Annotated in this window: 9 protein-coding genes and 2 tRNA genes; 5 read left to right on the top strand and 6 right to left on the bottom strand. The window is 33.9% G+C overall.

The genetic code is table 11. The annotated features are described in order from the left end of the window. The first annotated feature begins 2 nt into the window (after positions 1-2). Both AACZ41_RS10925 and AACZ41_RS10920 read left to right on the top strand, forming a co-directional pair. The gene (locus tag AACZ41_RS10925) at positions 3-983 is read left to right on the top strand and encodes a type IX secretion system membrane protein PorP/SprF (protein WP_339628485.1); all 981 of its coding nucleotides are present in this window, start codon (positions 3-5) and stop codon (positions 981-983) included. 11 nt (positions 984-994) lie between these two features. Next, positions 995-2,908 (top strand): OmpA family protein, encoded by a 1,914-nt coding sequence (locus AACZ41_RS10920; RefSeq protein ID WP_339628484.1) that lies wholly within the window; start codon positions 995-997, stop codon positions 2,906-2,908. 16 nt (positions 2,909-2,924) lie between these two features. Here the strand turns inward: AACZ41_RS10920 and AACZ41_RS10915 are convergent, their stop codons facing one another. From AACZ41_RS10915 to mutS, 5 genes are all read right to left on the bottom strand, one after another. Next, a complete protein-coding gene (locus tag AACZ41_RS10915; RefSeq protein WP_339628483.1) occupies positions 2,925-4,175 on the bottom strand; it encodes a divalent metal cation transporter in 1,251 nt (416 codons plus the stop codon). Between the two features lie 56 nt (positions 4,176-4,231). Beyond that, the gene (locus AACZ41_RS10910) at positions 4,232-4,867 is read right to left on the bottom strand and encodes an ElyC/SanA/YdcF family protein (protein ID WP_339628482.1); all 636 of its coding nucleotides are present in this window, start codon (positions 4,865-4,867) and stop codon (positions 4,232-4,234) included. Positions 4,868-5,001: 134 nt separating this feature from the next. After that, positions 5,002-5,088 (bottom strand) — tRNA-Leu (locus AACZ41_RS10905). A 46-nt stretch (positions 5,089-5,134) separates the two neighbouring features. Next, a tRNA-Gly gene (locus AACZ41_RS10900) sits at positions 5,135-5,207 on the bottom strand. A gap of 95 nt (positions 5,208-5,302) precedes the next feature. Next, positions 5,303-7,885: a DNA mismatch repair protein MutS gene (mutS, locus tag AACZ41_RS10895; protein ID WP_339628481.1), complete on the bottom strand. Its 2,583-nt coding sequence runs from the start codon at positions 7,883-7,885 to the stop codon at positions 5,303-5,305. A 165-nt stretch (positions 7,886-8,050) separates the two neighbouring features. Here mutS and AACZ41_RS10890 point away from each other — a divergent pair, with 165 nt between their 5' ends. Beyond that, the gene (locus AACZ41_RS10890) at positions 8,051-8,581 is read left to right on the top strand and encodes an RNA methyltransferase (protein WP_339628480.1); all 531 of its coding nucleotides are present in this window, start codon (positions 8,051-8,053) and stop codon (positions 8,579-8,581) included. A gap of 117 nt (positions 8,582-8,698) precedes the next feature. Here the strand turns inward: AACZ41_RS10890 and folK are convergent, their stop codons facing one another. Then, on the bottom strand, positions 8,699-9,841 hold the full coding sequence (folK, locus tag AACZ41_RS10885) for a 2-amino-4-hydroxy-6-hydroxymethyldihydropteridine diphosphokinase (protein ID WP_339628479.1): 1,143 nt from the start codon (positions 9,839-9,841) through the stop codon (positions 8,699-8,701). A 72-nt stretch (positions 9,842-9,913) separates the two neighbouring features. Here folK and sppA point away from each other — a divergent pair, with 72 nt between their 5' ends. Then, positions 9,914-11,674 (top strand): signal peptide peptidase SppA, encoded by a 1,761-nt coding sequence (gene sppA / locus AACZ41_RS10880; RefSeq protein WP_339628478.1) that lies wholly within the window; start codon positions 9,914-9,916, stop codon positions 11,672-11,674. 4 nt (positions 11,675-11,678) lie between these two features. Beyond that, positions 11,679-12,398 carry a queuosine precursor transporter gene (locus AACZ41_RS10875; RefSeq protein WP_339628477.1) on the top strand — a complete coding sequence of 240 codons (720 nt, stop codon included), beginning with the start codon at positions 11,679-11,681 and terminating at the stop codon, positions 12,396-12,398. Positions 12,399-12,420 lie beyond the last annotated feature (22 nt).

The raw sequence follows: 12,420 nt of genomic DNA, 5'->3' as shown, positions 1-12,420 counted from the left end.
TTATGGATTATAACTTTAATAAATCGAGTTATACTGTAGCGCTTTTGCTATTTTCTCTGTTAGGCTTTAACGCATTTGGGCAGAAAGAACCGCAGTACACTCAATACATGTATAATATAGGTAGTTTTAACCCAGCCTATGTAGGCACTGTTGAGACACCAGAATTATCTGGACTATACAGAGCTCAATGGATAGATATACCCGGTGCGCCACGCACATTTAGATTTGGAGCTAATCTACCATTTAAAAATGAGAAGGTGGGTCTAGGATTTAATGTCATAAGTGATCAATTGGGGCCAGTTTCTCAAACTTATGCTGATATTTCTTATTCATATCAGGTAATGGTAACCGATGGAACAAAATTGTCTTTTGGTATTGATGCAGGTGGGTCATTTTTAAATGTTGACTTTACAAAAGGTACTTTTGAAAACCCTGGTGAAAACCTTAATGCTGAAATGCTAAGCAAGTTTTATCCAACAGTTGGTGCGGGAGCTTTTCTATATTCGGATAACTGGTATCTAGGGGCCTCCGTGCCGAATTTTTTAACTGAAGGTGTATATAATGAAGAAGTGGTTTCGATAGTTGAAGACAAGCTTCAATTCAATTTAATTGGAGGTTATGTTTTCGACCTTTCAGATAATTTAAAATTTAAACCAGCTTTTTTAATAAATACACTTAAAGGCTCTCCGCTTAACGTGAACTTATCTAGTAATTTTTTGATTTCAGACGTATTTACTGCTGGTGTGTCTTATCGTATCGAGAATGCATTTAGTGGTTTGGCAGGCCTTCAAGTTTCAAACTCATTATTTGTAGGATATTCATATGATTATAACACCAATTTACTTGGCGAGTTCAATAATGGGTCACATGAGATTATCCTTAAATTCTATATAGGTAGAGAAGGAGCAAATAGTACAAAGGATGGTAATGATAAAAATGCAAAAGGTAAACCTAAACAAATTGATTCACCTCGATTCTTTTAAAGTGCACTAACATGAGATTTAAATTAATCATAGTATTACTAGTTTTTGTTCCATTGATGGTTTCAGCGCAGGATAAAAAATCTAAAGCTGACAATCTGTATTATAGCTATCAATACCAACAAGCAATAACTGAGTATAGAAGAGAGATGGAAAAGTATCCGTTAACGAACCATCAGTTATTAAACCTTGCCGATTCTTATTTTAATACTGGAAGTTATGATAATGCCTCTGAACTTTATTTAGAAGTGAATAAGAATGATACAATTATGTCGGTCAATCGATTTAATAAAATGCTTCAAAGTCTATCTAAAAATTCAGAGAGAGATAGGGTAAAGACTTTTTTAAGGTCGAAAGCTGATATGTTGTCGCCAGAGCTACTAGAGAACGCAGAGTTTAATTATAGTCTTTTAGAAATTCCTAAAGAAAGTGATAATAGTGTTATTGTAGATGTAGCTATAAATAGTCCGCAAGGAGATTTTTCACCTGCTTTTTATAAAAATGGTTTGTTGTTCAGTAGTAGTAGAATACAAAAAACTAAAAAAGTTTATGAACCTTCAGGAGAATCATATTTAGATATCTATTTTGGTAAACTAAATGCTAATGATGAATTGACGGATGTTGAGGTTTTTGATAAAATACCTGCAACAAAGTTTCATAAGTCGACCCCTTTCTATTCTGATAAATTATCAACCTTTTTCTATATTCTTTCAAACACTGAAGATGATGAGCTTAGATATGATGAAAATGGTAAAAACGCATTGGCTATTGGTACGTTAACCGATAATGGACGATTTCGATTTATATTAAAAGATTTAAGTACATCTTTTTATTATCCATATTTCGATGACAAGTCTGAGCGATTGTATTTTGCTGCTAATTTCGATGACAGTTACGGTGGTACAGATTTGTATTATGTATATACAAACAACGGACAAATAATGTCTGCGCCTATTAATTTAGGTCCGAGAATTAATTCACCAGGAAATGAAATTGCTCCTTTTGTCTTTGATGGAAGCTTGTATTTTTCTTCTGATGTTTTTTACGGATTAGGTGGAATGGATATTTATAAATCAAATATTATAGGAAATGATTCATATACCATACCAGTAAATCTTGGAGAGGGTATAAATTCAATATCTGATGATTTTGGTTTTATAATTAAGCAGAATGAGAATAAAAGTTTTTCAGGGTATTTCTCATCTAATCGTAAAGGAGGTAAAGGTGGAGATGATCTTTACAAGTTTACGTTAAAGAACTTACCAGGTTTAAAGACATTTTCTTTAGGAGGAAAGGTTGTTGATTTAAAGAAAAAAAATGGTGTAAGTGGTGCTCAAGTGAGGTTGTTAAATAATAATGGTGAATTGATAAAGGAGGTAAGCTCTTCAGCGACAGGTGATTTTAGAATTGAAATTCCTTGGCAAGAACAGTTGACTATACAGGCTTTAAAGGATGGGTATTCTATTTTTTCAACTTCCTATTCAGAAGAAGGGATGGAAGAGATTCAAACTACTTCTTATATGTTAGGCCTTGCTAGGTTTGAAGATTTGGTTTTGGAAAGTGAAGGTAAAACTATTTTAAAGCTTGATAAATTTTATTTTGACAAAGGAAAAGCTGTTTTGAATGCACAAGTAGAAGCAGAATTGAATAAGGTTGTTGATGCTGTATCTCGTTTTCCTCAGTTAAGATTAAAGATTGAAACGTATACAGATAGTAGGGGTAGCGATTCTTATAATAAGAAGCTTTCACAAGATCGATCTAATGTTATAAAAGATTATTTGTTAAAGAATGGTTTAGACTCTAATAATATTGTTGACGCAATAGGTTATGGTGAGGAGATGATTAAAAACAACTGTACTAATGGAGCATATTGTTTAGATTTTCTTCATAAACAAAACGAACGTACTTTATTTGTGGTTGTCGATTGATGTTAATAGTTCATATTTAGAATATTACGATGTAAAAATAATACAACGAAAAACACGACAAGAATACAATTCCAAAATAACTTAGCATTCTGAGATATTTACCAGGCCAAAACTCTTGAGCCAAGTCATTACTGGTCACATTCTTTAGATTCATGTAGCCGATAATAGGAGCTACTATGAATGAAACAAAAGTAGCTAAAGCCACCAGCTTACCCATATTTGCACTAAATGTTGCAATTACTATAAAGTTGATAATAGTTAAAATTGTCACCCCTATACCAAATGCTAATTTGGTGCTGAATATTTTAGTTTTCGTATTCAATAGAGAGACAATGTCTAAACTTACCCTGGTTAATGCATCATGGGCAGTCAGACAGGTGCTGAACATTGTGGCAAAAGCAGAAATTGCAATGAAAATATACGCCCAAGAACCAATATGCTCAGTAAATAATAAAACTACTTGGTCGGCAAAACTTACCGCATTATCGCTAAGTTGAATGTTTGTTCCGTATAAAGTAAACCAACCTATGATCATAAAAAAAATAGCTAGTATTGCCGTGATGCTATATCCGATATTAAACTCCTGAAGCGATTCTTTTAAACTTGGTTTATCTTGAGTTTTCCATTTTTCAATACTCCATAAACTAATCCAGCTAGATGCTTCGACCGTGGTTGGCATCCAACCCATTAAACCAATTAAGAAAAGTACACCAACTTCATTAAAAATGGGTGTTGGTTTAAAACCTTCTATATGGTAGACAGGGCCTTGAATTAGAACTAAGACAGTTGTGGTTAGCAATGCGACAAAAAGAATGCTTACCACAAACTTTAGGCTAATCTCTAAAAATTTGTATTTTCCAAAAATTAGAATTGTACTTATTGTCAAAAACAAACCTAGTGCTACAATAGAAATAGAAGTGTTCGTTATGTTAAACAGATTAATGAATAAACCTGCAGTAACGGTGTATAGAGCTGCTAAAATTGTAAATGTGGTTAGTAATGTGATTCCTGCGTAGAACCATAAATAGCCTTTGCCGCGATTTAGATATCCTTCAATTAGAGTTTTATTGGTAACACTGGTATATCGTACTCCAAATTCAAAAAATGGATATTTGAGGATGTTAGCTAGAATTATGGGTATTACCATAACCCAACCATATTGTGCACCTGCTTTTGTAGATAATACTAAATGGGAGGTGCCGATTGCCATACTTGCAAATAAAAGTCCTGGCCCTAAATTTCTTAATATGATTTTAAGTTTTGACACAATTTATGGTTTGGTTGTACCAATAAATGTAAACTATTTTGGTTAAGTGGTCATGTTTATTTTATTTCAACGGTCGCTCCATAGAATTTGGGCTGAGTGTTTAATATCATATCGATAAAAACTTTTACTCGTGCTAAATATTCTCTGAAACGAACTTTGAATCCTTGAGAGGTAGATAAGTCTTGGGCATTGAATCCTATAGCTTTTAATCCTTTTTGTTCCGCAATATATATTGCTCTCTCATTATGAAACTTCTGCGAGATTACGGTAACGTTGTCAAGTCCAAAAATATATTTCGCCCGAACCATCGAGTCTAAAGTTCTAAAACCAGCATAGTCTAAATAGATTACTTGTTCCGGTATTCCCGATTTTATTAAATCCTTCTTGATGGTATTAGGTTCATTGTAATAAATGCTACCATTATCACCACTCACTAAAATAAATTTGATTTTTCCAGCTTTATATAGCGCTACAGTTGCATCTATGCGATAGGTGTAGTACGGATTTGAAGAACCGTTAGATATTCTATTAGAAGTCCCTAGTACAAGTCCTACCCTATTAGGGGGTATAGTATTAATGTCAGAATACGTTTTGTCTTCAGTGGTGCTTGAAATAATAAAATTGCACGTCAAAATCACTAGTAAGAGTACTAGACTTAATGTACCTAAAATTTTAATAATTTTTCTTAGCATGTATTAAAGTCAAGATTAAAGGTAATAAATACCGAATGACTTTAAGTTCTATTAAATTAAAAAGTACCTAGGTTAATCTTACAAAAAGGATTAAAATAAAAAACCCTTGAAAATCAGAAGATTAACAAGGGTTTTGGTACTCGAGGCGGGACTTGAACCCGCACGCCCCAAAGAGCACAGGATTTTAAGTCCGGCGTGTCTACCAATTCCACCACTCGAGCATATTTGGCATTTAAATAAAAAATGCTGACCAGCAACATTTTTCTGAGCGAAAAACGGGATTCGAACCCGCGACCTCCACCTTGGCAAGGTGGCGCTCTACCAGCTGAGCTATTTTCGCAAGTTAATGAACGTGCATCTCTTAAAAGATGCGGGTGCAAATTTAATACAATTCTGTAAAAACCAAAGTAAAAATGAGCAAAAGAATAAAAAAATTTATGACGTCGCCTTCTTGTCCTTGGTTAATAGCCTTTTAATTTCATTTAACTTCATTAATGCCTCTACCGGAGTAAGGGTGTCAATGTCTAAATGCGTAATTTCTTCCTTAATTTCTTCTAATAATGGATCATCTAAGTTGAAAAAACTTAATTGCATTTCGTTGGAAGTGTTTTTAAGTTGATTACCAATTTCTTGATTCACCTGTTTATTTTCCAACTTTTTTAAAATCTTATTCGCTTTTTGAATTACTTGTTGTGGCATACCTGCCATTTTTGCTACATGAATACCAAAACTATGTTCACTGCCACCAGGAACCAATTTTCTAAGAAATAGAACGGTATCCTTTAATTCCTTGATGGCAACATTGAAATTCTTAATACGATTATACGTATGAGTCATCTCATTAAGTTCGTGGTAATGGGTGGCAAACATCGTTTTTGCTCTGGAAGGGTGCTCATGAAGATACTCTGAAATGGCCCAAGCAATTGAAATACCATCGTAAGTGCTTGTTCCTCTTCCAATTTCATCTAATAAAACCAAACTACGTTCAGAAAGGTTATTAAGTATTGATGCGGTTTCGTTCATTTCAACCATAAAGGTCGATTCGCCCATCGAAATATTATCGCTGGCACCAACTCGAGTGAATATTTTATCAATCACCCCGATTTTAGCACTTTCAGCAGGTACAAAACTTCCCATTTGTGCAAGAAGAACAATTAAAGCTGTTTGTCTCAATAATGCTGACTTACCACTCATATTCGGCCCGGTAATCATTATAAACTGCTGGTAAGATCTATCTAACTGTAGGTCGTTGGTGATATATTGTTCACCTAAAGGCAGTTGTTTCTCAATAACTGGATGCCTTCCATCGGTAATTTGTAAATCAGTAGAGTCATTTAACTCCGGACAATTATATGCATTCTCTTTAGCCAATTGAGCAAATCCACAAAGGCAGTCAAGTTGCGCTATTAGATAAGCATTGTTTTGAACTGGGGCAATATATTCTTGCATCCAAACGACCAACTGAGAAAATAGTTGTTGCTCTAATGTTGAGATGCGATCTTCTGCTCCTAGTATTTTAGATTCATACTCTTTTAACTCCTCAGTGATATATCGTTCTGCGTTAACTAAGGTCTGCTTGCGGATCCATGTATCGGGAACCTTGTCCCTGTGCGTATTTCTTACTTCAATGTAATACCCAAAAACATTGTTAGAAGCTATTTTAAGAGAGGTGATGCCAGTTGCAGCAGTCTCTCTTTCTAGCATGCTGTTTAAATAATTTTTACCAGTAGTGGCCAACCCTCTTAGTTCATCTAATTCTTCAGAGAACCCTTTTGCGATAGTACTGCCCTTTAAAATATTTACTGGGGCCTCTTCGCTAAGCATTTCTTTAATTTTTGCTCTTAATAAATCGCAAGATTGAATTTGGTCTCCGGTTAAAACCAAAGATTCATTTTTAGAAGCAGTTGCCAATTGCTTTATTGGTATTAAAGCTTCAAGTGAGTTTTTAAGCTGAACAACTTCTTTAGGGTTGACTTTACCTGTGGCCACTTTAGAAATTAAGCGTTCTAAATCGCCCATCTGTTTAATGTGGTGCTGAAATTTTTCTAGAACTATGTCTTCATTATATAAAAAAGAAACTATCTGTTGTCTTCTTTTTATTTTTTCTAGATTTTTAAGTGGTAAAGCAAGCCATCGCTTTATCATTCGCCCACCCATTGGGGAGATAGTTTTGTCAATGACATCTAAAAGAGTGACGGCATTTATATTTGTTGAATGGTATAGTTCTAAATTTTTTATGGTGAACCTATCCATCCATATATAATCATCTTCGGCGATTCGCTGCAATTTTGAAATATGCTGTAATTGGCGATGCTGCGTTTCTCCTAAATAATGTAATATAACACCAGATGCAATAACACCACATTTTAAATGATCAACACCGAATCCTTTTAATGTTTTTGTATTGAAGTGTGAAGTAAGGTTTTCTAATGCGTAATCTTCTTGAAATACCCAATCTTCTAAATAAAATAAATGATGGTTTTTGCCAAATACTTCGGTAAATTCTTTTTTATGGGCTTTAGATATTAAAATTTCATTAGGGGAAAAATTCTGTAATAGTTTATCGATTTGTTCTTCACCACCTTCCGATGTTAAAAATTCACCTGTAGATATATCAACTAAAGAAATGCCAATTTTTTTTCTTCCAAAATGAACTGCGCAAAGAAAATTATTAGTCTTTGAATGAAGTATATCATCATTCATTGCCACTCCAGGGGTTACCAATTCAGTAACACCCCTTTTAACAATCGTTTTGGTTTGTTTAGGGTCTTCGAGCTGATCGCAAATCGCAACACGTAGCCCTGCCTTTACTAATTTCGGTAAATATGTGTTTAATGAATGATGTGGAAATCCAGCTAATTCTGTTCGTTCACCACCATTATTTCTATTAGTAAGAATGATTCCTAAAATACGAGAAGCCTTAACGGCATCTTCACCAAAGGTTTCGTAAAAATCACCTACTCGAAAAAGCAATAATGCATCAGGATATTTGGTCTTAATAGTATTGTATTGCTTCATTAAAGGGGTTACCTTTTTTGTCTTGCTTTTATCCGCCACTTTATCTTTATCTCATTAATTTTGTATCTACACGAAAGTATGATTTTATCCATCGATTTTAAATCATTGTTGATATTTGCGGATAAGTTTATCACATTAATTTATTATTAAAAATTAAATAAAAGCATGAGGAAACTACGAAATGAGGAGCTAGATAGAAAGGGTTTAGAAGAATTTAAACTTGCAGTTAAGACTCCGATAATTATTGTTTTGGACAATATTCGAAGTTTGAATAATATAGGTTCGGTATTTAGAACAGCAGATGCTTTTTTGATTGAAAAAATATACTTGTGTGGTATAACTGCTACACCTCCTCATAAAGACATTCATAAGACAGCTTTGGGTGCTACGGAAAGTGTTGATTGGGAGTATGTACCTGAGACTATTGATTTAGTAGGGAAGTTAAAAGCTGAAGGATGTCATGTGATATCAGTAGAACAAGCTGAGAATGCTACTCAGTTAAATAATTATATACCTACGAATGGTAAAAAACAGGTTCTTGTTTTTGGAAATGAAGTGAAAGGGGTTGCCCAGAGTGTTGTTTCTGCAAGTAATGAAATTTTAGAAATTCCTCAATTCGGTACTAAGCATTCTTTAAATATTTCTGTAAGTGTAGGCATTGTAGTTTGGGATTGCTGGTGTAAGTTAAATGCATAAAAAAACCTGGTCATTGACCAGGTTTTCAAGTATAGTTTGAGTTAGTTAGTTGCACTTGTGCGCATGCAATAAAGTAAATCCTTTTCATTTACGCAAGAAATAACACAATATATTGCATTATAGTGATGATAATGCGAAATCTTCAATCTTAGTTAAAATAGTTTCATAATCACTGTTATGGCTTACGAAATCTAAAGTGCTAACATCTATAACCAGTTGATTTTCTTTTGGGTAGGTCTTTAGAAAATCGAAATAACCTCTATTTATTCGTTCTAGGTAAGAGAGTTCAATATTTTGTTCATAACCTCTGCCACGCTTTTTTATTTGCTGTAAAAGCCGTTCGGTGGTTTGATACAGATAAACGTATATTCTTGGTTTTTTAACCTCTTTGTACATGAAATTAAAAACTTTTCGGTAAAGTTCAAATTCGTTTTGCTGTAAGGTGACCTTTGCGAAAATTAATGATTTGTATATGTCATAATCACTCACCATAAAACTTTTGAAGAGATCAAGCTGATTTGTGTCTTCTGTAAATTGTTGATAACGATCGGCCAAAAAAGACATCTCTAGCGGAAAAGCATACCTTGTCTGATCTTTGTAAAAACTTGGTAGAAACGGGTTTTCCGCGAATCGTTCCAATATTAATTTGGCATTAAAATCATCAGAAATTTTTGTAGCCAATGTTGTTTTTCCTGCACCAATGTTACCTTCAATGGCCAAATAATTAAAACTGGCAAAAAGGGAATGTCGGTTTATGAAAAGCTTTATGGTTCTTTTGGTAAGGACGCTTTTATCTTTACATTCTTGTAATAAATTTCTTGTGTCCTTATTAAAAATGGGGTGATAGAATTGTGGCGAGATATCTGCCAAAGGTTTTAAAATAAATTTACGCTCCTGAAGTTTTGGATGAGGGATTGTTAAACTCTGTGTTTTAATAATTTCCTTTTCGTAGTATATAATGTCAATGTCTAGTGTTCTACTTTGATAGCCTTCACTATTATTTCTAAGTCTACCAAAGTTTGCTTCAATTTCTAAAATTGTAGTTAGCAGCTTTTCTGGAGTCAATAATGTTTGAATTTCTAAACAAGCATTTAAAAAATCTTCTGCTTCAAAACCCCATGAAGGTGTTTCATAAATAGCAGAGACCTGTCTAATTTCTCCGGCTTTCCTTCCTATTTCGAAAATAGCTTTTTGTAATAGAAGTCCCCTGTTTCCTAAATTACTTCCAATAGATAAATATGCTGTTTTGTACAATCCCATAATATTGGAACAAAATAACTAAAACATATTCACATTAGTTATCTTTGTTGACTATTTAAAAGAAAGATTTGCATGAATTTTTTGAGAAATTTTTTAGCCTCTATTTTGGGTTCCCTATTCGCTTTTGGAATCTTATTCGTTATGTTTTTGATATTTGTCACGCTTGTAAGTAGTGGAGAAGATACCGTTGCCGTGAAAGAGAATTCGATATTAGAGCTTCAGTTACAGCATCCAATTTCAGATTATATTGGCACGAATGAGCTTGATCCATTTGCTGGTATTTTTGAACAATCACAAGGTTTAGATGAAATTTTACACGCCATTGAAGTGGCTAAAAATGATGACCGTATCAAGGGTATTAGTATTAATAACAACTTTATTATTGCTGGCTTGGCCCAAACGCAAGCGATAAGAATGGCCTTGGAAGATTTTAAGTCTAATGGCAAGTTTATTTATGCATATGCAGATTTTTATATGCAACGCGATTATTATTTAGCAAGTGTGGCAGATTCAATTTTTATGAACCCTGTAGGCGTGTTAGATTTTAAAGGACTCTCAACCGAAGTGCTTTATTTTAAAGAGCTACAGGAAAAATCAGGTGTTAAAATGGAAGTGATTCGCCATGGTAAATATAAAAGCGCTGTAGAGCCTTATCTAGAGAATAACATGAGTGAGGCAAATAGAAGTCAATTGACTTCATTGCTTCAATCGCTTTGGAATTCTATGGTGACCGATATTTCAAATACAAGGAGTATTTCAGAATCTGATTTAAATATTATTGCTGACACCTTAGGTGGTAGAACACCTAAATATGCAAAAAAATCGGGGCTTGTAGATGGTATTGTTTTTTATGATGAATATGAAAATAAATTATCTAATGCCCTAGCTGTTAAAAAACAGGATAAGATTAATATTAGCACACTTAATGAATATGTGAAATATTCCAATAAAAAGACCTTGAAGTCTGGTGATGATAAGATTGCAGTTGTTTTTGCTCAGGGAGAAATTTTTTACGGGGAAGGCGGACCAAATATTATTGGACAAGGAATTATCAATGACGCTTTAATAAAAGCCCGAGAGGACGAAAGTGTTAAAGCTATTGTATTGAGGGTGAATTCTCCTGGCGGTAGTGCTTTAACTTCTGATATTATTTGGAGAGAGGTAGCTCTTACTAAAAAAGTGAAACCCGTAATTGTTTCTATGGGTAACGTTGCAGCATCTGGTGGTTATTACATTGCAGCTGGTGCAGATAAGATTTTTGCAGAACCAACTACAATTACTGGTTCAATTGGTGTTTTTGGTACTGTACCGAATATGACAGAGTTGGCTAATAATATTGGCATAAATGCAGAGCAGGTTGGTACAAATAAAAATGCGATTGAATATTCTTTGTTCGAACCGATGCAAGAGAGTTTTAAAAATCAAATTCAAGAGAGTATTGAAGATACGTATCAAACATTTTTACAACGTGTATCAGAAGGTCGTAATATGACCATGGCTCAAGTTGATAGTGTTGCTCAAGGTCGCGTTTGGAGCGGTAACGAGGCTTTGGAAATTGGTTTGGTTGATGAGTTGGGTAATTTAAATGATGCTATTAACGTAGCTGCTGAAATGGCTTCTTTAGGATCTTATGGGGTTAAAAAGTTTCCTAAATACAAAAGCGGTTTTGAGCGTTTTATGGAAGATTTAGAAGGCGCCAGTGTTCATTTTAAAGAAAGCCTTTTAAAAGAAGAAATAGGAGATGAGGCATATAAGATTCTAAAGGAACTACAGTCTTTTAAAGAACAAAAAGGCATACAGGCTAGAATGCCCTTTGCTTTAGATATTAAATAAATTTATGACGTTAAAGGATAGGAAACTAGCACAACGTATTTATTTGTATTTAGGCGCATTGTTTATTACCTCTTTGGTAGTTTCGAATCTTATTTTTCAAAAATTTTTCTATTGGAATCCATTTGGTGATTTTACTGTTTTTGGAGTTTCGCTTTTTGAGGTTTCGGTAGGTATTTTACCTTATCCCATAACTTTTTTAATCACCGATCTCATCTCTGAGATATATGGTAGAAAAATGGCGAATCAGATAGTCACAGCCGGTATTTTTGCTTCTTTCTTTTCGATGAGTATTATTTTGCTAGCAGAAATTGTGCCTGCAATACCATCCTCACCAATAGGTGACCAAACGTTTGCTCAGGTTTTTGCTTTATCGCCCATTGCTGTTTTAGCTTCAATGATTGCCTATTTATTAGCGCAATATGTCGATGTTGCAATTTATCATTTTTGGAAAAAATTGACTAAAGGAAAGTATCTATGGTTGCGTAATAATTTTTCTACATTTCTTTCACAATTTCTAGATACGTTTACCGTTGTGGGTCTGTTATGTGTCTTCAAAGTACTACCATGGGAACTATTTTTCGGACTAGTGGTAAGCGGATTTATTTTTAAGATTTTTATAGCATTCTTTGACACTCCTTTTCTCTATTTCTTCGTATATATAATGAGAAAACGTTTTAATCTAAAACCAACTGAAGAATTGGACTTGGATATATTAGAACAATAGCGTAAATAATACACTATAAAAA

The sequence above is a fragment of the uncultured Maribacter sp. genome, from assembly GCF_963974015.1.
In the GTDB taxonomy this organism is placed as follows: Bacteria; Bacteroidota; Bacteroidia; order Flavobacteriales; family Flavobacteriaceae; genus Maribacter.
Note: the sequence above shows the minus strand (reverse complement) of the source record. Positions and strands in the feature narration are given on the sequence as shown.

What these genes read in the sequence shown, in the direction of transcription:
- AACZ41_RS10925 (WP_339628485.1), top strand. Translation starts at nt 3, where the DNA reads ATGGATTATAACTTTAATAAATCGAGTTATACTGTAGCGCTTTTGCTA.
- AACZ41_RS10920 (WP_339628484.1), top strand. Translation starts at nt 995, where the DNA reads ATGAGATTTAAATTAATCATAGTATTACTAGTTTTTGTTCCATTGATG.
- AACZ41_RS10910 (WP_339628482.1), bottom strand. Translation starts at nt 4,867, where the DNA reads ATGCTAAGAAAAATTATTAAAATTTTAGGTACATTAAGTCTAGTACTC.
- mutS (WP_339628481.1), bottom strand. Translation starts at nt 7,885, where the DNA reads ATGAAGCAATACAATACTATTAAGACCAAATATCCTGATGCATTATTG.
- AACZ41_RS10890 (WP_339628480.1), top strand. Translation starts at nt 8,051, where the DNA reads ATGAGGAAACTACGAAATGAGGAGCTAGATAGAAAGGGTTTAGAAGAA.
- folK (WP_339628479.1), bottom strand. Translation starts at nt 9,841, where the DNA reads ATGGGATTGTACAAAACAGCATATTTATCTATTGGAAGTAATTTAGGA.
- sppA (WP_339628478.1), top strand. Translation starts at nt 9,914, where the DNA reads ATGAATTTTTTGAGAAATTTTTTAGCCTCTATTTTGGGTTCCCTATTC.
- AACZ41_RS10875 (WP_339628477.1), top strand. Translation starts at nt 11,679, where the DNA reads ATGACGTTAAAGGATAGGAAACTAGCACAACGTATTTATTTGTATTTA.